Below are 19,726 nucleotides of genomic sequence, written 5' to 3' on the forward strand. Positions count from 1 at the left end.
TTTTTTATACCCTCATTCATAGAAAAATTGACGGGAAAGCTGTTTCAAGCTTCTTTAAAACAATTATCGCAATCTAATCCAACTTATGAGGAAGTGTTAAATATGCCTGCTTGGCTCCGTAAATCGCTGGTTGTCCTGATTTCCATCTTCACTTTGGGGATGGTGACACCTGCACAGGTAAATGGTTTCCTGACTACCTCTGCAGACCGAATTGGGAAATCTTCATTAGAAGAAACCTCCATGGTCGAAGGCTTGGAGCCTATTCTCGATGAGGAGTCCCTAAGGGAAAGGTTCATTGACAGAGCCGTGAAGGAAGCGGAAGAACAATCCTTCCGGAAGTTCGGCAATAAAATCGGGCCAGTGATCGAGGATGAATTCAGGCAATCCATCCTTCCAAATATCGAAAGGGCTATTGAATCTGTCGCAGCACAGTATCCAGGGGAAAGACTTGACTCGCTTGAAATAACAGAGACGCCGGGTGGCGGGACATCTGAAAAAATCTTTCATATCTTTGATAAGGACGGCAAGGATCTCATCCGTTTCCATGTCAGGAGGGACCATCCTCCAAAAGAGGGCTACTGGTTCAATTTTCATTATCATACATACCACGACAACTTCCAGACACACTATGCCCTGGGTACGATTTTTTGGGACAAAAATATGCCTCCTAAGTGGAAAAGCGTTTGATTTGAATTTTTTGAAGGTATATGAAAAAATAATATCATTCTAAACATCTATTATTGTTTATTCGGTTTGGTTTTTTTCTACATCTTGCTGATAAAAGTTGACACGCAGACGTGTAACTAGAATATAGGCTGGTTTTTCAAAGACCCGGATGGTGCCGGGTCTTTCTGCACTGAATGATCAGGACTAACCGGGAGGCACTTCAGGAATGTCAGAAATTTTACAGGGAATTCTCAATACTTATGCCCAGTTTTTCGATTGGGATATGTGGGTCAAGGTTTTAACGGATCCGGTAAGCTGGGGCTTAATTGGTACGCTAGTCATTCTCGAAGGGTTGCTGTCCGCTGATAACGCACTTGTGCTTGCGGTTATGGTCAAACACCTGCCAGAGAAACAGAGGAAAAAAGCCTTGTTTTATGGCTTGCTCGGAGCATATGCTTTCAGATTCATTGCAATTGGCATCGGTGTTTACCTGATTAAGCTTTGGTGGGTGAAAGTTATTGGCGCTGCATACCTGGCATGGCTGTCGATCAAGTATTTCATCGATAAAAAGAAGGGGGAACAACCCGAGATTGAGGATATAGGCGATATCAGCAAAAATGGCATTCTAATCAGGCTTTTTGGGACATTCTGGGGAACAGTCGCTGCGGTTGAAATCATGGATATTGCATTTTCCGTTGACAGCGTCCTGGCTGCCTTTGGTATCAGCCAGGAAGTTTGGGTCTTGCTGCTTGGAGGAATGCTTGGCGTCCTGATGATGAGGGGAATCGCAGGCGTTTTTCTTAACCTGATTGAGCGGATTCCTGAACTGGAAACAACAGCATATGTCCTGATCTTGATCATCAGCGCAAAAATGTTTGCCGGCGTTTTTGGCTACCATCTTGATCACATTTACTTCTTCATATTACTGCTGATTACATTCGCGGCAACTTTCGTGATCCATTATGCAAAGAAGAAAAAAGCTGAAAAAGAACAAAATAGGAATGCACAATAAGCTTGTATCTTAAGGGAACAGATCATTGTCTGCTCCCTTTTTCTATGCGGTTGTCACATTCCAAGTGGAATTGATTTTAGCTAAAAACCAGTCAGGCGAAAGAATCAACAGTCTAGTCTGGCCAGCTTGACTTTTTCCCCTGACTTCCCATGTACAAACTCGAGGCAGCCTCTGTTAATAGTACGTTGGGAATCAGCCTGCATATCGTGCTGTAGTTTAACAAAGAATTTCAACGCTGAAATAAATCAAAGTCCTTTATGCAGTAAAATATTCGACGGACAATTAGGAAAACACATGCCCCAGCAAGGTAAATAAGGAAAAACAGGATGCAGAAAAGCCAAGCTCCGCTATTCTCCGGTATAATGAGAAGGGAAAAGATGAATGAATAAAACAATAAATCAAAAAGTACAAATTCCCCGGAACACATTGTGTTCCTGACAATCTCAAGCTCACGCTTCAATTCATCATGGGGCTGCCGTTTATATAGGAAGCGCATCGAAAATCCACCTCTCGGTTATTGGTACTCAACTATATGCATGGACAAGGAAGAGGGTGAAACCACCTTTCTGTCAATGCTAGAATCATTTGCAATTTGGGAAAATGCTGGTTTGATTATGATATGATAATGAATAAATACTCAAAATGGATTAAGTCCCCAAAGGGAAGGGATACTATGCTTCTGCCTGACTGCCAATTATCGATCCACACATTGCCGGTTACTTATGATAACTGGCTGGAAACGCTGCAGATGCCTTTATATGAACGGCCAAATTTCCAAAAAGAAGGCGAAAGATTGGAAATCGGCCAGGTCCTTGCACAATTCAGCGGTATTCCTCTCGAGGAAGACGATTATTATAACCAGATTTATGACTATGTTCATTTGCATGGGATGGTTTTGCTAAGTGCGGATTCGCTTGATCATTCTAAAGGGGGCGTACCGGTTCGGTGCGCTAAAGAATTGATATCCGAAATGAAAAGGAGGAATCTTTCACCCTCCCAGATCGTCGCTTTACTTGAAGAAGAAAATCTAATGGTATCTTCCGCCAATAAAATAGTCCAGTCGAAAATAAAAGAGGCTGCCATTAAGACCATCGACGAGTTTTCCAGGAAAGAGGAGCGTGGATTGAGGACAGACAGCGCATTCTCCGTTCTGGCCGATGTTGTCCAGTGGTCATACAATCATCTCCAGGACCTTTTAAGGAACGCTGATCCGGAAAAAAACATGCCTAAACTGCTATGGTATGGAAGCTTTAAGAAAAGCCATCAATACTTGATTTATTTCGCTATGAAAATCGGTTGTGACATCGCTGCCTTCTCTCCGGAAGGAAGCCAAATCTTTTCCTCTGTTGAGGAAAAGATTTTTACCCACGAATACCCCCTTAAGAAAGCAGCGGCGCCTTTCCCAGCCAGCAAAAGGAATAGGAGCGCCACAACAGCCTACAGGGCGTCAAAAGAGATCGAAACAGTCTTAAACTATGAAGGTTTAGGATTCTATAAGCCATGGCAGCTGAAAGATTACGCGACTGCATCGGTCACTCTGAAAACAACCTTCGATGAATTATTAATGCTTGCACAGGAGAAGGCCTTATTCAGGCCAGCTTTTGAGGTAAAGGATACTAAGGTGAAAATACCGGTGGTTTTTTCGAAAATTTACGGGGTCAGCAAGAATCGGAGGGAATACTGGAAACATATCCATACAGTGATAGGATTTGAAAATACGATATTAATCAGGGAGTTTCCTTTTTCCACTGGGGCGAACAATGATTTCCGTTTTCACTATCGCAATGCACTTGGCCAAGACGGAAAAATTGATCCTGGAAAAATGATCGAGTCACGCTATTGGAAATACAGGCATTTACCTTCTGGCCTGCAAATTGGATTGGCACATGCGATAAGGGAAATGTGTGCCAATCCGAAGCTGAAACCAGGGTTGCATGAAACTCTGGAAGAAACAAAAACTTATTTGTTCACCCAGGCAATGCAGATACCGGAAATCTTCCTGAAAATGCTGCAAAGGTTTGATTATTCACAGGCTGTCCCGAAAGTGGTTATATACAACAATGAGCTAAATGGGCTTATGACCAGGCCGGATGCTGCATTGCTTTTGCTTCTGAACCAATTTGGAATCGACTTGGTCCTTTTCAATCCTGCCGCCAGGAATGATATTGAAAATTTCATTGAAGCAAGTGCCTTCGATGGGCACTGGCTTGATGATATCGTTTTTGAGCAGGAATTTAAAAAGCCATCGATCATTCATAGAGTGATCTTCCATCGTTTCTTTAAAAAATGAAGGGGAGAATGATATGGACGAGCCGACAGGTAACCAAGACATCATTTTTGAGGGATTCAAACCTCGATCTGAAATGGCTGCAGGTTTGAAACTGGCGCTCCGCGGTGAGCCGGAGGTACTGGCTCTTGCCCGGTCAATCGATGTTCATGACCCAATCCGGATTCTCGAATATGGAATGAATCTTGCACTAGGCATATCAAGTGTCTCTGACCAGCTTCTTTGGAATATACGGAAGGACAGAGCCGAAGATCCTACTTCGTTTTTGGTTGGCCTGGAAAAAATCCTCGAGCGGTTTGACCGAAAGGATTTTGAGAAAAAGCCGCGCGGAATTTTCAGCATCCTGTCCAATAAAGGACAACTGCCTGTTGATCGCCTTTTTGAAAAGTATCAGTCCATGGGGAAAGAAATAGAAAAAATATATATCGATATTTCCAATTTCCAGAGTGTCATGGCTGATTCGGCGAATATGCTTGAACGAATGCATGAGCAAGTCTATCAGTATTATTTATCTCTTGAAAAATATACTGTAGCTGCTGAGATCAAGCTGGAGGACTTGAAGATGGATTGGATGGCCATGATGGAGGCAAAGATGCCAAAGGCAGTATTAGCAGACTGCGAGGTATCCATCGAGTATGAATCTCTTATACGAGCGATTGATCTGCTCGATCAAAAAATCCACCAGCTGAAGTTTGTCGGAATCGTTGCTTTACAGACAGCCCAGCAGATTAAGCTGATTCAGCAAACAAATGGGATATTGGTAAGGAAAATCAATTCAGCGTTCATGACGGCCATCCCCATTTTTAAGAACGGGTTGTTCCAGGCTTTGGATGAAAAGAGACAAAAGCTTGCGGCTGACTCGATGAAGGAATTGGTCCGCCGAACGGAAGATGCGCTGGAGAGGGACGTTCAGGATCGCTCCAATATAGGCCATTATATTAACAAAGATTCCTTTCATCTCGGGTTGCTTGAGGAAAGCTGCAAAATCATCAAAAAGGGCCTGGAGGAAATAAGATTGATTGATGAGGAGAACAAACGCATGAAAAATGAGAGCAGCCATTGCCTTCTTCTGATCCAGGAAAAATTCCAGAACATTGAACAGTAAAAAACTTTCAATTAGCAATACTTTTAAAATTTATACACTCCACTTCAGAACATGCCGAAAAGGACCCTTCCGGATATGGGTGGCCACTGAAAATCTGCCGGTTTTCAGGATTTCTTGAACACCAAAAAAAGCCAGTTCGTTTCCGTATTTTTGGGAATAATTCGGCTTTTTTCTTGTTTTCAGTTCTCTTTTTAAGATTTTTTCATCTAATCAGTTTGAGTATCCGTTCTAGCTTGAACGTAAAAATGGCCATGGCGAATTGCGATTCCATGCCAATAAAGGCTGCATTATATCGGTGTCTGTGTTGTAATCCGCTATTCTTCGCCTAACCCTATAGCAATCCCTGGACTTATCCTTAGTTGGAGTTGGTTCAGGTGGCTTGAGTCTGGAAAGGATTTAGAGTTTGAAAAACGTTTAGAACAGATGCTTGTTTCATCCTGTAAAAAATCAAATAGTTTTCCAGTTCAAAGTTTTAGGTTAACAGCATAACAAAAAGACACTGAGCAAAATTCAGTGGCTTGTTTTATACATTAATTAGTATTCCAACCAAACTAAAAATACTTGTTACAGTTAGGGCATTGTTGTCCATGTTCTTGGCGCTTAACCCTTGTTTGGCATAAAGGACACATTACTAATTTTGTATCCTCATTTAGCTTTGCTGTGCGGTCAAGAATAACTGCTCTACTTGAACGGAAATTTTTCAAAAGAGTAACTATCGCTATCGCTATTACTGTTAATGTGATAAATAACTCCATTGAAATAGCCTCCCCCTGATGATTTATTTAATATATATACATGTAGAATTATAGTTTTGTTTCATTATTTTAATAAAATTTCCTTTTATTTTTCTTAATATAAAAGCAACAATCTTTTTAGAAAAGAACCTTCCTTTTCAATCACTCCGATGAATTCCTGGGAATTAGCAATCTCCCCCCAAAAAGCTCAGGTCTTGTCCTGGATGGAAGTCTGGACTTAAGGGTTTCATCAATTTGGTCGTTAGCCTTCCTCGGTGCCCAATCAGGCCTTCTTTCGGTTTCATCACTGCATGCCCCGTGGAACAATGGCTGCCCTTCAAGGTTTTTTTCAGTTGCCCCGGGAATTGGAAGGTTCCTTTAAATCGTGTTAATAAAAGACAACTTCTTTCCTGAAATTCACAGCATAAGCCTAAATACTCATATGTTATAATTTTCATAACATTGTAGCCATATAAAAGGAAAGGGGAGGATGAAATTGCGCAAATTCATACAGCTCTTGATCGTGTCTCTCTTCTCCTTTCCGCTGCTCGGCAGCTCAAATGCCGATATTAATGGTATTCTCCTCAATCAATATCCTAAACAATCAATCTTATACAATTCTCTTGAGCCTCTTGCTGCGGACGATACAGGTGAACTGTTCATCCTTCCGGAAGGGGATTTTGACCAGCAAGAGGCCGCAAGGATTATAAACAGGATTGCTCTTCTTCCGGATTCCATGCTGGAAAAAACAGCTGAGCATAACATCAAAATCAAGCTATTTGAAGGCAATTTAACCGACAACCCATCTGTCAGGCATTTAAAGGGAGTGATTCCCCGCGGCTACGAATCCGGCAAGACTTGGGACGATGTACCGGGAATCGGGGGCTCTAAGCTTGTCCTTGTTAAAATTGGCAGCAGCCAGAGGGGACATGGACATGGCTCTGTGAACCTTGAGCTCCATGAACTTGCACATTCACTGGATCGGTATGTTTATGGAGGAATTAGGGAGGATGAGAGATTCGAGCAAATCTGGAGAAAGGAGAGCAGCTTGTTGTTCCCTGGCCAATCCTATTTCCTTGATTACCCAGAAGAATACTTCGCAGAGGCTTTTGCAATGTTTTATATCGGCGGCATCCCTGCCCGGTTGCTTAAGCAAAAAGCCCCACGGACATTTGGGTATATTGATAGCCTCGAATGAATTGCAACAAGCGATTTATCTGATAAAATAGAAAGGATAAACGGCTTGTTTGAAAGGCAGGGACATTCATGAAACAATATTTGGACTTATGCAGGCATGTGCTTGAAACTGGTGTGGAAAAAAGCGACCGTACGGGAACTGGTACGATCAGTACTTTTGGCTATCAAATGAGATTCGATCTCCAGCAAGGTTTTCCATTGCTGACAACTAAAAAACTCCATGTGAAATCGATAATTCATGAACTCCTTTGGTTCCTGAGAGGAGATACGAATGTTAAATACCTTCAGGAAAATGGGGTAAGGATATGGAATGAGTGGGCAGACGAGAATGGGGATTTAGGACCTGTCTATGGACATCAGTGGCGATCCTGGAATGGAGCGGATGGAGTAACCATTGACCAAATATCCGAATTGATACATACAATCAAGACCAATCCCGATTCCAGAAGAATGATTGTCAATGCCTGGAACGTGGCTGAACTTGACAAGATGGCTCTGCCTCCTTGCCATTGCATGTTTCAATTTTATGTGGCAGACGGCAAACTTTCGTGCCAGCTATACCAAAGATCAGCAGATGTCTTCCTTGGAGTGCCGTTCAATATTGCATCGTATGCACTTTTAACGATGATGATTGCACAGGTGACGGATCTTGAACCGGGTGAATTCATCCACACTTTCGGAGATACACATATTTACCTTAACCACTTGGATCAAGTTAAACTTCAGCTGACAAGGGATCCGAAACCTCTGCCGAAAATGAGAATCAATCCTGAAGTGAAGTCGATTTTCAGCTTTAAATTTGAGGACTTTGAAATTGTTGATTATGATGCGCATCCGCATATTAAGGGAGTTGTCAGCGTATGATTTCACTCATTTGGGCGATGGATGAAAACCGGGTCATCGGCGTTGATAATCAACTGCCATGGAGGATCCCCGAGGATCTAAAATTTTTCAAGCGAGTGACAATGGGCCATGCGATCGCAATGGGAAGAAAGACATTCGAGTCAATCGGAAAGCCTTTGCCAGGGAGGGAAAACATCATCATCACCCGGGACAGGGAATATGCCGCTGAGGGATGCACCGTCATGAATTCCGTTGATGAGCTTTTCGATTATGCAGACAGGAAAAGGGAAGAAGTTTTTGTGATCGGCGGCGCTGAAATTTTCAAGGAAATCCTCCCAAGGGCAGATAGACTCTATCTGACAATGATTCATGAACAATTCGAGGGAGACACATTTTTTCCAGTATTCGATATTGGAAAATGGAGGCTTGAATCAAGGGAAAAAGGGCCAAAGAACGAAAAGAACCCATATGACTATGAATTCTTGATTTATAAGCGGATTTAAGTTTGCGAGCAACAGTATTCGAATTAGCTGCTGCAAAAAGAACAATCTTAAAATGAAAAAAGCACAGCCTCCAATAATCGGGGCTGTGCTTCTTTTTTCATAACAATGAACGAATTAGAGGGACGGGGATGACGATTATCCAAATTGAGAAAGACTTTCCATCATCTCTTTGAATTCCGCAGGGGAACAAAAATCATCAGGAGTGAAGTTAGCGCGAATCCATTCCACCATTTCAACAGGGGTGTTGAAAAACTCTCCACTTGAATCACTTTTCCTGATCATGTATCTGCCATTATCCTCATCAACCGTGATTTCAACTGGCATTGCTCCGTCAAGACTGCATAAAGAAAATTCCATTTCTCATCCCTCCAACAGATAGTCCATTTTAATGTTATTTTACTACCTTTCTATTCAGACTGGAAGAACAAGAATTTAAATATTTGAAAAATTCTTTCGACGGACCTGGAATCCATGTTATAATGGAAAAATTAATATTTGAGCAAAGTGAGGGTGACAAAATGGAACAGAAAACAATGAGCAAAAAATGGGTGAATGTAGAAGATATTTTAATTGCCTACCGACACCTTAAAGAGGTTGTTGCCCATACACCATTGCAGTTTAACCAGCGTTTATCGGAAAAATACGGAGCTGAAATTTACTTAAAGAGGGAGGACCTCCAGCATGTCCGTTCTTTCAAGCTGAGAGGAGCATACTATGCGATGAAACTGCTTTGGGAATCGGGACTTCAGAATGGGGTAGTCTGCGCAAGTGCAGGCAACCACGCGCAGGGTGTGGCCTATGCATGCCGGCAATTGGGGGTTAGCGGAAAGATCTTCATGCCGGCGACAACGCCAGGGCAGAAGGTCAGCCAGGTAGAGATGTTCGGCCGCGGAAATGTTGAAATCGTTCTAGTTGGAGATACTTTTGATGATTCGTATCGAGAGGCATGGGCCTGTGCCGAAAAAGAGGGACGAGAGTTCATCCATCCATTTGATGATGAGAAAGTCATTGCCGGACAGGGAACCGTTGCGGTGGAGATCATGAATGATTGCCAGGAATCGGTCGATTACGTGGTTGCCGGCATTGGTGGCGGAGGATTGATGGCTGGGCTGAGTACCTACATAAAAAGCGTTTCGCCCGCCACTAAGATGATTGGAGTCGAACCAGGAGGAGCTGCATCCATGAGTGCAGCACTATCGGAAGATCATGTCCTTTCCCTTGAAAACATAGATACATTCGTTGATGGCGCAGCAGTGAAATGCGTAGGCGAAAAAACATTCGATATTTGCCGGGAATCCATGGACGGAATCATCGATGTGCCTGAAGGAAAAGTATGCAGCTCAATCCTGGAGCTCTACAATAAGCACGCAATTGTCACCGAGCCTGCTGGAGCTTTGCCCATTGCCGCTTTGGATTTTTTAAGGGAAGAAATAAAAGGAAAGACAGTGGTCTGTGTGATCAGCGGGGGAAATAATGATATCGGTAGGATGCAGGAAATCAAGGAGCGATCCTTGCTTTATGAAGGACTCCTATATTACTTCATCGTCAATTTTCCCCAGCGGGCAGGTGCATTACGCGAATTCCTCGACGATGTCCTGGGGCCAGGGGATGATATCACAAGGTTTGAATATACGAAGAAAAACAATAAAGAAAGCGGTCCGGCGCTGGTCGGCATTGAGTTGAAGAATAAGGATGATTACCCTAGGTTAATTGCCAGCATGGAGAAGAAAGGCTTCTCCTATATGGAATTAAACAAAGACAATCAGCTCTTCAATTTGCTTGTTTGATATTAATGATAGATAAATTGGGCAAGATATAATAAAATAATAAATGTCACACTTGGTGAAATTCTTAAAGCCTTTGTGAATTTATAATGAACTTTCGTAACTTAGCTCCCAATCAGGGAATAAAAGTAATATAATCATAGTAGATTTACAATAAGTTTAAAGGAGATGTTGATATGTTATCAAACATCGGTGTTCCTGGGTTGATTCTAATTCTAGTTCTTGCCCTGATCATCTTTGGTCCAAAGAAGCTTCCTGAAATCGGGCGGGCGTTCGGTCAGACACTTCGTGAATTCAAAAAATCCACTCGTGAATTGACTAGCGATGTCATGGAAGAGTTCGAGGAAGAAAAGAAGGAAGTTACCAAAGTTACTAAATAAGGTGTAAGATGTTTTAGTCTTACACCTTTTTCTCTTCAATGCGATGTTAAATAGTACTGTTTAGAATGGAACCAGCGATACTTCTGCTGATTGGCGGATTGGCCGTGGCAATTTGCGGCCTGTCCCCAGCCATGGAGTGGAATCCTTAAGGAAATAGCAAACATTATATTTAACATAGCTTGTTCAAAAGTGCAACAAAGGAATTGGCAGGGGATCAGTATGGAAGATAAAGAATTGAATCTCGTCGACCACCTCGATGAACTTCGGAAAAGGCTAATCATTTCCGCGGTCGCGTTCATCGTTTTTTTCGGGGTAGGCTTCGTCTATGTTAAAGATATTTATGAATTTTTCGTCCGCGACCTGGATGTGAAGCTGATCGTTCTTGGTCCAAGCGACATCATCTGGATTTATTTCATGCTTGCGACCATCATTGCGATTGCCGGGACGATTCCAGTCCTGGCCACACAACTCTGGTTGTTTGTAAAACCAGCGCTCAAGCCGATTGAAAGGAAAATCTCCCTTTCTTACATTCCGGCTTTGTTCATTCTCTTCATTGTTGGGCTTGCATTCGGATATTTCGTCATCTTTCCGACTGTATTGAACTTCCTGGTTGAGCTGAGCGGTGACATGCTGGTTACGAACTTCACTGCGGAAAAATATTTCAAGTTCATCATGCATATGACCATCCCATTCGGGATCTTGTTTGAGCTGCCGGTCGTCGTCATGTTTCTTACTTCGCTTGGAATCATCAACCCATATGTCCTGGTGAAAATCAGGAAGTATGCATACTTTGTCCTGATTGTGATATCAGTCGTGATTTCGCCTCCTGACTTCATGTCAGATATCATTGTGACAATTCCGCTGCTGATTTTATATGAAATCAGCATCAACCTTTCCAAACTTGTCTACAGAAGGAAGTTGAAGAAAGAAAAAGAATGGCAGGAAGAATTCGGTGACACGGAAGAAAATGATAGAGAAAAAACCTCAGTATAAAAGCCATCAGATTTCACAATCTGATGGCTTTTTCTATGCTTGAAAAATGTAACACCCCTTTATCGTCGATTTTTCAACGAAATCACTGTTATTACTGACTTAAGGATTCTTTGTGTCAATATTCAAAAAGTAAGGACTCATCGGCCGCTGTTATGGTACATTTTGGGTAAATCAACACCAATTCAATTCTTTTCATGGCATTAAGGGAGGGTTAGAGAGATGGGTATCAAAGCAAAAAAGACGATTTATGAAACTGCCCTGGAGCAAGGAGTTTCCAGACGGGATTTTCTGAAAATGTGCACTGCCCTTACAGCGGCTATGGGGTTGGAATTCAATCAATCCGGCAAGGTAGTGGAAGCGATGGAAATCAGTGAGCGAGTTCCTGTGATCTGGCTGCAGCTGCAGGACTGCACAGGTTGTTCGGAGTCATTTATCCGTTCTTCGCATCCGAAAACAGAAAGCGTCTTGCTTGAAATGATTTCGCTCGAGTATTCAGAAGTGCTTTCGGCAGCTGCTGGTCATCAGGTTGAAGCTGCGATGAAGAAGGTCATAGAGGAATATGAAGGCAAGTATGTGCTCGCTGTAGAGGGAAGCATTCCTGAGGATTCCGCGTTTTTGACTGTTGGAGGGATAGACGCCAAAGAGACATTCCTGGAAGCGGCAAAGGGCGCGAAAGCGATTATCGCATATGGAAGCTGTTCATCATGGGGAGGAATACCGGCAGCCGGACCGAATCCTACTGGCGCTAAGCCGATCACTGAATTTGTAAAAGATACACCTGTTATCCTCGTTCCTGGTTGTCCTCCAATAGCGGAAGTGATGACTGGCGTAATTGCTCATATTATCACATTCGGGTCGCTGCCAGAGCTTGATCATCTTGGTAGGCCGAAAGCATTTTACCGGCACCGAATCCATGATAAATGCAACAGAAGGGCATATTTCGATGCCGGTCTTTTCGTGGAGTCATTTGACGATGAAGGTGCCAAACAAGGCTACTGCCTCTATAAGGTAGGATGCAAGGGGCCGACAACCTATAATGCGTGCGCAGAGATGCGCTGGAATGGAGGAGTCAGCTATCCGATCCAATCAGGGAATCCATGTATCGGCTGTGCGGAAAAAGGCTTCTGGGACAATGGACCATTCTTCGTCCGCCGTGCCAAGATACCGGGAACCCAGACAACGATCAATCCGGATGATGTTGGATTGGCTGCGACTGCCCTTACAGCCGCTGGAGTTGCTGTCCATGCTGCAGGAACGGTAGTTAAAAAGAAACTTGATGACAAACGGGGTGGAGAAGAATGAGTGAACGGATAGTAGTTGATCCCATCACTAGGATTGAAGGGCATCTAAGGATCGAAGCGGACATTGATGATAAAGGTGTAATCAAGGATGCATACAGTTCTGGGACTTCCATCCGCGGACTTGAACTGATCGTAAGGGACAGGGACCCTCGAGATGTCTGGGCATATGTCCAAAGGATATGCGGTGTATGTACAACGGTGCATGCCCTTGCAGCCATAAGGTCCGTAGAGGACGCACTTGATATCAAAATACCAAAAAATGCTCATTTAATCAGGGACATAATGAACCAGACCGTGTTTGCGCATGACCATGTTGTCCATTTCTACCACTTGCACGCCCTTGATTGGGTAGATGTAGTCAGCGCGCTTAAAGCCGATGTGAATGAGACCTCGAAGATCGCACAATCAATCTCAACTTGGCCGAAATCTTCGCCGGGATATTTCAAAGATGTCCAAACGAAGGTAAAACGGATTGTTGAGAGCGGACAGCTTGGAATTTTCGCAAATGGCTATTGGGGACACAAGGCTTATAAGCTCCCTCCAGAGGTCAATCTTCTTGCTGTAGCGCACTATCTTGAAGCATTGGATTGGCAAAAGGAAATTGTGAAAATCCATACTATTTTCGGCGGGAAAAACCCGCATCCTCATTATGTTGTCGGTGGTATGGCAACACCACTCGATATCAATAGCGACAATGGTATCCATGCCGAGCGCCTGTCGCATGTTTCCCAATTGATCGACGAAGCCAGGGAATTCGTCAATCAGGTGTATATCCCTGACTTGATCGCGATTGGTTCTTTTTATAAGGATTGGACGCATGGCGGCGGTTTGAACAACTATATGTGCTACGGGGACTTTTCAACCACCCATCTATATGACACGAAAAATTACAGGATTCCGCGCGGAATCATCCTTGATGGCAATCTGAATGAAATTCATGACATAGACTTGAAGGATCCGTCCCATATACAGGAATTCATTGATCATTCTTGGTATACGTACGAAGGCAAGGACAAGGGCGGCAAGCACCCATGGGATGGTGAAACAACCTTTAACTATACCGGACCGAAAGCGCCTTTCAAGACATTGGATACAGACGAGAAATACAGCTGGCTGAAAGCCCCGCGCTGGAAGGAGAAGCCTATGGAAACAGGTCCGCTAGCAAGGATGATGATCGGCTATGCATCTGGTAAAGATGAGATAGTCAATATTGTCGATGAAACTCTTGCGAAGATTGGCCTTCCTGTAAAGGCACTGCAGTCAGCACTGGGGCGTACGGTTGCCCGCGGGCTTGAAACCGTGCTTATGACCAACTGGATGAGAAATGACATGGATGAATTATTAAAGAATATTAAAAATGGCGACCAGGTTACATTCGATCGGACGAAATGGGAGCCTGAAAGCTGGCCGAAGAAAACACAAGGAATCGGCTGGATGGAGGCGCCTAGGGGTGCTTTGGGGCATTGGATTGAAATAATGGATGGAAAGACAAAAAATTATCAGGCAGTAGTGCCTACAACATGGAATGCATCCCCTAAGGACCATAACGGCAACATCGGTGCTTACGAAGCAGCATTGAAAGGCACACCTCTTCTCGATAAGGAGAAGCCGCTCGAGATTCTCAGGATCATCCACTCATTCGATCCTTGCCTTGCGTGTGCGGTGCATCTTACAGATCTGGAATCAAAAAATATGACTGAAATACGGATCGGTTAGGAGGCTGAACCATGTCAGACCTTAACATAAATCCCAATCCGGATCCCCTATTACCAGATTTAAAGAAACAGCCCAATTCAGGTACGAACAGTGAAACATCCTTCCTGCCTGGAAGGGTTGCAAAATATGAACCTATGAATCAAACGCATGTGAAAGTATATGTCTGGGAGCTGCCAGTCCGTATCTGGCACTGGGTCAATTTCGTAGCCATTTTCGTCCTCATGGCAACGGGGATCTATATCGGGCAGCCATTCGCAGGCGCGACAATACCTGAGGATGCTTACTACTCCTATTTGATGGGATGGGCAAGATATATCCACTTCTTTGCAGCATTCATCTTCACTGCGAACATGATTTATCGTCAATACTGGGTATTCAAAGGGAACAGATATGCGATTTCACATCCATTCAGGCTGATTTTCTGGAAGGAAACATGGGAGACGGTAAAATTCTATCTCTTTCTCAAACACAAGAAACCGCATTATATCGGACATAACCCTTTGGCGCAGCTTAGCTATATCCTATTTATGGGTGTTGGATCCATTATCATCATTTTCACTGGATTCTTCCTCTATTTTGAACCACAGCCTGAATCATTTTTCGGAAGCATCTTCTTTTTCCTTGTGCCTCCTCTATCAGGGGATGACAGCTTCACCATCAGGTCATTGCATCATTTGGTGGCATGGGCATTCATGGTTTTTACGGTGATCCATATTTATCTGGCCTTCCGAGAAGATTATTTGCAGCGGAACGGAACAATGTCTTCTATCTTCACCGGTTATAAAATCGAAAAGAAAAAACACGTTGGTGAAGACGATGAATAGCTTTAATCCGGAAAGAAAGATTACCATTATAGGAATCGGCAACACCCTCTATCAGGATGAGGGTGTTGGCGTCCATATCCTTCCGTTGCTTGAAGAAAAGTTCAGGAATGACTCTATGGTGGAAATCATTGAAGGTTCAACAGATGGAATGAGGCTCTTAGGCCCCGTAGAGGATTCCAGCCATTTAATCATCATTGACGCAATCAATGCCGGTAAGGAGGGAGGCGCAATCATCACCCTCATAGGCGAAGATATTCCCGCATATTATGGAGTGAAGATGTCCATCCACCAGCTTGGATTCCAAGAGGTTCTATTTGCCGCAAAGCTAAGGGAAAGGTATCCGAAGCATATCGTCATGTTCGGGATGCAGCCAACTTCACTTGAACTTGGTATCGAACTGTCACAGGTGAATGCTGGCAGGCTGCAGCAACTTGCAGATAAAGTTGAAGACCAGGTAAGACAATGGAGAGATGCATCATGAAACGTACGGAATTCTTTAAGGAAATGAAGAATGGTTTTGGTGAAACACTGAGAGCGATCTGTTCACCCGTCATCGAGGAAGATTTCGAGAAGCTGTCACTGGCTGCTGATCGGGCAATGAGAATCAGATGGCACTATTTATCTGAAGAAAATGATTTGAAAGAAGGCGTGGAACAAAGATTCATTTCTGGCCAGCCAATTTTAGTTTTGGTTGATGAGCGGAACATGCAGGCGATAAGCGGAATATGCCCTGTCTGTTCCAATCTTCTTGCCTTTACTCCACTATACGCAACTGGAAAATGTTTGATATGTGAAAAAGAGTACAATTTTGGAGCGAAGAAGGGAAGCCTCGTCTACACCGAACTTCCAACCAAGTTTGAGAATGGAAAAGTATATGTCGGAATGTCCACTTAACAGAATGCCTGCTTGGGAATCTAACTGTGCGATCAAAGTTTAAGTTGTGCAGGTCTAGGGATTTGGGATGCTGGATCAGGAAAGGCGGGTCCAGTCATGCTTAGGGAATTCCCGTACTCCGCTTGCCTCAAGTGTATTCATGGCCAAAAAAACTGGCAGGGAAACATAGAAGAATAATAATAGATTAGGGATGATGCTGATGCATGAAATGGCGCTGATGGGGGATATTTTGCAAATCATTCAGGAAGATGCCGCTGGAAAAGGAATCACCATCATACAGAATATCGAACTTACAGTAGGGGAAATCAGCAATGCGATGCCGGAAGCGCTGATGATGGCTTTCGAAGTATACAAGGGGCAGAACGGTGATTTTTTTGATGAAGAAGCCGAGCTAGTCATCCATATAGAAAAAGCAGAAGCGGAATGCATTTTTTGTTCCACGAAATATGTGCCGGACAGCAGGATTTCATTCTGTCCGATCTGTAAAATGCCGTCAGGGAAAATCATTTCAGGGGAAAGTTTCCAAGTCTTATCTTATGAGGGGAGAGAATAAAAGTGAAGATAACATTGTGTACAGATGTACTGACAAATAATAACAAAGCCGCTGAGTTCAACCGGGATACATTCCTTTCTTCAAATACCCTTGTCATTAATTTGATGAGTTCTCCTGGTGCGGGAAAAACAACTCTTCTTGAGGAAACGGTCCGGCATTTTTCTGAAAGGTACCAGATTGCTGTTATTGAAGGGGACCTCGCTACGGAAAGGGATGCTGACAGGATCAGGGCTCTCGGGGCTAAGGCTGTCCAGATCAACACACATGGAGGCTGCCATCTGGATGCCAGGATGATAGCCGCTACCCTGCCGGAATTCGATCTTGGAGAAACCGATATGCTCTTCATTGAAAATGTTGGCAACCTTGTCTGCCCTTCCGGATACGATCTCGGCCAGAACCATAAGGTTGCAGTATTAAGTGTGCCGGAGGGCAATGATAAGATCCCAAAATACCCGACAATGTTCATCCGTACGGAGCTGGTCCTGTTAAATAAAATTGATTTACTGCCATATCTTGATTTTGATGTAGATGAGGCTATCGCCGATTTACAGGGTATCAATCCACAATCAACCCTTCTTCCTGTTTCCGCGAAAACGAAAGAGGGACTGGATGATTGGTTCAACTGGGTGGAAGAGGCGTACAAGACATGCTGTCCTCAATGACCGTCGCTGTAAGGGGAAGGGTCCAGGGGGTCGGATTCCGACCTTTCGTCTTTCAAATCGCCCGCTTACATGGGATAAGAGGAACTGTCCAAAACAACATGGATGGTGTGAAGATCCGAATGGAAGCAAACGAAAGCGCTGTTCAAGCGTTTTTATCCGATTTGCGCACCAAAGCTCCAAGAATGTCAAAGATTGATGAAATTTCGGTTCAAGAGACAGACCCAGCAGGATACAGCGATTTTACCATAATCCCAAGCGAAAAGACCGGCTCATCCTTGCTTGTCCTTCCAGTTGATTCCGCTGTATGCAGCGATTGCCTGGAGGAGATGGATAATCCCGATGATGCAAGGTATCAATATCCGTTCATCAACTGCACGCAGTGTGGCCCGCGCTATACAATCATCAGCAATCTGCCGTATGACCGGCCATCCACATCGATGGCTGGCTTTGAAATGTGTGAGGACTGCAAAAAAGAATACGAGGATCCCCTGAACAGGAGGCATCATGCGCAGCCTATTGCCTGTCCCAAGTGTGGCCCGTCAGTTAAACTCATAAAACCAGATGGAGATGAAATGACAGGAGAAGCGTTTGAGAGAACCAGGGAACTTCTCAAGTCAGGCTCGATTATTGCGATTAAAGGACTTGGGGGGTACCACCTTTGTTGCGATGCGAAAAATGAAAATACGGTATCAAATCTTCGCAGAAGGAAGGGACGGCCTTCACGGCCGTTGGCAGTCATGGCAAAGGAACTGGAAACAATCGAAAGATATGCCATAGTCGACAGGACAGAATCGAAATTCTTGACGAGTCCCGAGGCCCCGATTGTCATCCTGAAGAAAAAGGACGGGGAAAATCTCGCGCAAAGTGTTGCACCAGGGATGAGCACGATAGGGTTCATGCTGCCCTACACACCACTGCATCATTTGCTGTTCCAGGACCCTGAATTGGACTGTATCGTAATGACAAGCGCAAATCCTTCCGGACAGCCAATTTTATACGATGATTCATTGGCGCTGATTTATTTGACAGGAATAGCAGATTACTTTCTTGTCCATGACCGACAGATCCTCCATCCGGCAGACGATTCCGTTATCCAGGCGAAAAGAGGCGAAATCGACTTTCTGAGGAGATCGAGAGGGTATGTGCCTGACCCAATCTATTCACCTGTAGATGTGAACGGAATAGTGGCTTTTGGTGGGCAGCAAAAGACAACATTCACGATTGGAAGGACTTCGCAGGTTTTTGTTGGTCCGCATATTGGAGATTTGGAAAATCTCGAAACAATCGATCATTATAAAAAAGAATTGAACCACTTATTATCCTGGATTCAAATCCCGCTTCAAACTGCAGTCATTGATATGCATCCTGGCTATAACACAAGGAACATCCTTATGGATTATCAGTTCGAGGAAGCCATCGAAGTCCAGCATCATCATGCCCACATGGCAGCCTGCATGGCTGAAAATGAGATCTTAGGTGCCGATTTGTGGGGCATCATCCTTGATGGTACAGGATATGGTGAGGATGGGAACATCTGGGGGTTCGAAATTTTCAAAGGCAACGAACAGAAGTATACAAGGAAAGCACATTTGAGGTATACGCCGTTGCCTGGCGGCGAGAGGGCGATCAAGGAGCCTTGGCGGAATGCGGCTGGCATGTTGATGAATATGCTTGGCAAGGAAGGAGAAGTGCTTGCGGCGGAAATCTTCCCTAAGAAAAAAGCGGAACTGTCAATTTTGAAAAAAATGGTCGATAAGAATATTAATAGTCCGCTAGCAGGTACTTGTGGCAGGATGTTTGATGCAGTCAGTGCGATTTGCGGTGTATGTGAAGTATCATCATATGATGGGGAAGCCGCCATCAAGCTTTCGGATTTAATCCAGGCAGAAGACTATGATGGAAATTCTTACCCATTTGAAGTAATCCATGAAGATTCGATACTCATCTTTGATTTCAGTTCCATGTTGAGGGATATTGCCAGAGATCAGTTGGACGGCAAGCCGGCTGAAAAAATTAGCCTGAAGTTCCATGAAACAGTCGTCAAAGCGATATGCAAAGGAATGGGACAACTTCTGAACGATTCAAGTGAAGGCACCAAAAAGGCAGTTCTTTCGGGAGGAAGCTTCCATAATCGTTACTTAAGGCAAAGAATAAAGGAAGAACTGGAAGGAATGGGACTCGAGGTATATGTCCACCAGAAGCTTCCGTGCAATGATGGCGGTTTAAGCTATGGACAATTGGCTGTGGCAGCCGCGAAAAGGGGGAGATAGGA

19 protein-coding genes are annotated in these 19,726 nt (G+C 43.9%); 18 read left to right on the top strand and 1 reads right to left on the bottom strand.

The window, feature by feature from the left end; translation table 11 throughout:
- Positions 1–102: 102 nt before the first annotated feature.
- The 7 genes from JJQ88_RS07115 to JJQ88_RS07145 all read left to right on the top strand — a co-directional run bounded on the left by JJQ88_RS07115 (position 103) and on the right by JJQ88_RS07145 (position 8,347).
- On the top strand, positions 103–687 hold the full coding sequence (locus tag JJQ88_RS07115; RefSeq protein ID WP_210365047.1) for a YpjP family protein: 585 nt from the start codon (positions 103–105) through the stop codon (positions 685–687).
- Between the two features lie 205 nt (positions 688–892).
- The gene (locus tag JJQ88_RS07120; protein WP_210365048.1) at positions 893–1,678 is read left to right on the top strand and encodes a TerC family protein; all 786 of its coding nucleotides are present in this window, start codon (positions 893–895) and stop codon (positions 1,676–1,678) included.
- A gap of 673 nt (positions 1,679–2,351) precedes the next feature.
- Positions 2,352–3,968 (top strand): YceG family protein, encoded by a 1,617-nt coding sequence (locus tag JJQ88_RS07125; RefSeq protein WP_210365049.1) that lies wholly within the window; start codon positions 2,352–2,354, stop codon positions 3,966–3,968.
- A 13-nt stretch (positions 3,969–3,981) separates the two neighbouring features.
- Positions 3,982–5,070: a toxic anion resistance protein gene (locus JJQ88_RS07130; RefSeq protein WP_210365050.1), complete on the top strand. Its 1,089-nt coding sequence runs from the start codon at positions 3,982–3,984 to the stop codon at positions 5,068–5,070.
- A gap of 1,224 nt (positions 5,071–6,294) precedes the next feature.
- Positions 6,295–7,002 carry an anthrax toxin lethal factor-related metalloendopeptidase gene (locus JJQ88_RS07135; protein WP_210365051.1) on the top strand — a complete coding sequence of 236 codons (708 nt, stop codon included), beginning with the start codon at positions 6,295–6,297 and terminating at the stop codon, positions 7,000–7,002.
- Between the two features lie 68 nt (positions 7,003–7,070).
- Positions 7,071–7,865: a thymidylate synthase gene (locus JJQ88_RS07140; RefSeq protein WP_210365052.1), complete on the top strand. Its 795-nt coding sequence runs from the start codon at positions 7,071–7,073 to the stop codon at positions 7,863–7,865.
- The gene (locus JJQ88_RS07145; protein WP_210365053.1) at positions 7,862–8,347 is read left to right on the top strand and encodes a dihydrofolate reductase; all 486 of its coding nucleotides are present in this window, start codon (positions 7,862–7,864) and stop codon (positions 8,345–8,347) included. The genes JJQ88_RS07140 and JJQ88_RS07145 overlap by 4 nt, the downstream gene beginning before the upstream one ends.
- Positions 8,348–8,482: 135 nt before the next feature.
- On the opposite strand, the gene JJQ88_RS07150 is transcribed toward JJQ88_RS07145, so the two are convergent.
- Complete coding sequence (locus JJQ88_RS07150) at positions 8,483–8,704, bottom strand: hypothetical protein (protein ID WP_210365054.1); 222 nt, start codon at positions 8,702–8,704, stop codon at positions 8,483–8,485.
- 161 nt (positions 8,705–8,865) lie between these two features.
- Between JJQ88_RS07150 and ilvA the strand changes: the two genes are divergently transcribed.
- The 11 genes from ilvA (at position 8,866) to hypF (ending at position 19,724) form a co-directional block, all read left to right on the top strand.
- A complete protein-coding gene (ilvA, locus tag JJQ88_RS07155; RefSeq protein ID WP_210365055.1) occupies positions 8,866–10,134 on the top strand; it encodes a threonine ammonia-lyase IlvA in 1,269 nt (422 codons plus the stop codon).
- Positions 10,135–10,307: 173 nt separating this feature from the next.
- Complete coding sequence (locus JJQ88_RS07160) at positions 10,308–10,511, top strand: twin-arginine translocase TatA/TatE family subunit (RefSeq protein WP_210365056.1); 204 nt, start codon at positions 10,308–10,310, stop codon at positions 10,509–10,511.
- A gap of 219 nt (positions 10,512–10,730) precedes the next feature.
- On the top strand, positions 10,731–11,504 hold the full coding sequence (gene tatC / locus JJQ88_RS07165) for a twin-arginine translocase subunit TatC (RefSeq protein ID WP_210365057.1): 774 nt from the start codon (positions 10,731–10,733) through the stop codon (positions 11,502–11,504).
- Between the two features lie 219 nt (positions 11,505–11,723).
- Entirely contained in the window at positions 11,724–12,806 is a 1,083-nt protein-coding gene (locus JJQ88_RS07170; RefSeq protein WP_210365058.1) for a hydrogenase small subunit, read from the top strand.
- On the top strand, positions 12,803–14,521 hold the full coding sequence (locus JJQ88_RS07175) for a nickel-dependent hydrogenase large subunit (protein ID WP_210365059.1): 1,719 nt from the start codon (positions 12,803–12,805) through the stop codon (positions 14,519–14,521). The genes JJQ88_RS07170 and JJQ88_RS07175 overlap by 4 nt, the downstream gene beginning before the upstream one ends.
- A gap of 134 nt (positions 14,522–14,655) precedes the next feature.
- Positions 14,656–15,345, top strand: coding sequence for a Ni/Fe-hydrogenase, b-type cytochrome subunit (gene cybH / locus JJQ88_RS07180; RefSeq protein ID WP_246860982.1), 690 nt, complete (start codon positions 14,656–14,658; stop codon positions 15,343–15,345).
- The gene (locus tag JJQ88_RS07185) at positions 15,338–15,826 is read left to right on the top strand and encodes a HyaD/HybD family hydrogenase maturation endopeptidase (protein WP_210365061.1); all 489 of its coding nucleotides are present in this window, start codon (positions 15,338–15,340) and stop codon (positions 15,824–15,826) included. The genes cybH and JJQ88_RS07185 overlap by 8 nt, the downstream gene beginning before the upstream one ends.
- Positions 15,823–16,239 (top strand): hypothetical protein, encoded by a 417-nt coding sequence (locus JJQ88_RS07190; protein WP_210365062.1) that lies wholly within the window; start codon positions 15,823–15,825, stop codon positions 16,237–16,239. The genes JJQ88_RS07185 and JJQ88_RS07190 overlap by 4 nt, the downstream gene beginning before the upstream one ends.
- Before the next feature lie 199 nt (positions 16,240–16,438).
- Entirely contained in the window at positions 16,439–16,792 is a 354-nt protein-coding gene (locus JJQ88_RS07195) for a hydrogenase maturation nickel metallochaperone HypA/HybF (protein ID WP_210365063.1), read from the top strand.
- A 2-nt stretch (positions 16,793–16,794) separates the two neighbouring features.
- A complete protein-coding gene (gene hypB / locus JJQ88_RS07200; RefSeq protein WP_210365064.1) occupies positions 16,795–17,454 on the top strand; it encodes a hydrogenase nickel incorporation protein HypB in 660 nt (219 codons plus the stop codon).
- Positions 17,439–19,724, top strand: a complete 2,286-nt coding sequence (gene hypF / locus JJQ88_RS07205) for a carbamoyltransferase HypF (RefSeq protein ID WP_210365065.1) — start codon at positions 17,439–17,441, stop codon at positions 19,722–19,724. The genes hypB and hypF overlap by 16 nt, the downstream gene beginning before the upstream one ends.
- Positions 19,725–19,726: the final 2 nt, after the last annotated feature.

Origin of the sequence: Bacillus sp. REN3 (assembly GCF_017912555.1) — a bacterium.
Classification (GTDB): Bacteria; Bacillota; Bacilli; order Bacillales; family Cytobacillaceae; genus Mesobacillus.

Excerpts from the sequence above, each read along its gene's own strand:
- JJQ88_RS07115 (WP_210365047.1), top strand. The coding sequence starts at position 103 with ATGCCTGCTTGGCTCCGTAAATCGCTGGTTGTCCTGATTTCCATCTTC.
- JJQ88_RS07120 (WP_210365048.1), top strand. The coding sequence starts at position 893 with ATGTCAGAAATTTTACAGGGAATTCTCAATACTTATGCCCAGTTTTTC.
- JJQ88_RS07125 (WP_210365049.1), top strand. The coding sequence starts at position 2,352 with ATGCTTCTGCCTGACTGCCAATTATCGATCCACACATTGCCGGTTACT.
- JJQ88_RS07130 (WP_210365050.1), top strand. The coding sequence starts at position 3,982 with ATGGACGAGCCGACAGGTAACCAAGACATCATTTTTGAGGGATTCAAA.
- JJQ88_RS07135 (WP_210365051.1), top strand. The coding sequence starts at position 6,295 with ATGAAATTGCGCAAATTCATACAGCTCTTGATCGTGTCTCTCTTCTCC.
- JJQ88_RS07140 (WP_210365052.1), top strand. The coding sequence starts at position 7,071 with ATGAAACAATATTTGGACTTATGCAGGCATGTGCTTGAAACTGGTGTG.
- JJQ88_RS07145 (WP_210365053.1), top strand. The coding sequence starts at position 7,862 with ATGATTTCACTCATTTGGGCGATGGATGAAAACCGGGTCATCGGCGTT.
- JJQ88_RS07150 (WP_210365054.1), bottom strand. The coding sequence starts at position 8,704 with ATGGAATTTTCTTTATGCAGTCTTGACGGAGCAATGCCAGTTGAAATC.
- ilvA (WP_210365055.1), top strand. The coding sequence starts at position 8,866 with ATGGAACAGAAAACAATGAGCAAAAAATGGGTGAATGTAGAAGATATT.
- JJQ88_RS07160 (WP_210365056.1), top strand. The coding sequence starts at position 10,308 with ATGTTATCAAACATCGGTGTTCCTGGGTTGATTCTAATTCTAGTTCTT.
- tatC (WP_210365057.1), top strand. The coding sequence starts at position 10,731 with ATGGAAGATAAAGAATTGAATCTCGTCGACCACCTCGATGAACTTCGG.
- JJQ88_RS07170 (WP_210365058.1), top strand. The coding sequence starts at position 11,724 with ATGGGTATCAAAGCAAAAAAGACGATTTATGAAACTGCCCTGGAGCAA.
- JJQ88_RS07175 (WP_210365059.1), top strand. The coding sequence starts at position 12,803 with ATGAGTGAACGGATAGTAGTTGATCCCATCACTAGGATTGAAGGGCAT.
- cybH (WP_246860982.1), top strand. The coding sequence starts at position 14,656 with ATGAATCAAACGCATGTGAAAGTATATGTCTGGGAGCTGCCAGTCCGT.
- JJQ88_RS07185 (WP_210365061.1), top strand. The coding sequence starts at position 15,338 with ATGAATAGCTTTAATCCGGAAAGAAAGATTACCATTATAGGAATCGGC.
- JJQ88_RS07190 (WP_210365062.1), top strand. The coding sequence starts at position 15,823 with ATGAAACGTACGGAATTCTTTAAGGAAATGAAGAATGGTTTTGGTGAA.
- JJQ88_RS07195 (WP_210365063.1), top strand. The coding sequence starts at position 16,439 with ATGCATGAAATGGCGCTGATGGGGGATATTTTGCAAATCATTCAGGAA.
- hypF (WP_210365065.1), top strand. The coding sequence starts at position 17,439 with ATGCTGTCCTCAATGACCGTCGCTGTAAGGGGAAGGGTCCAGGGGGTC.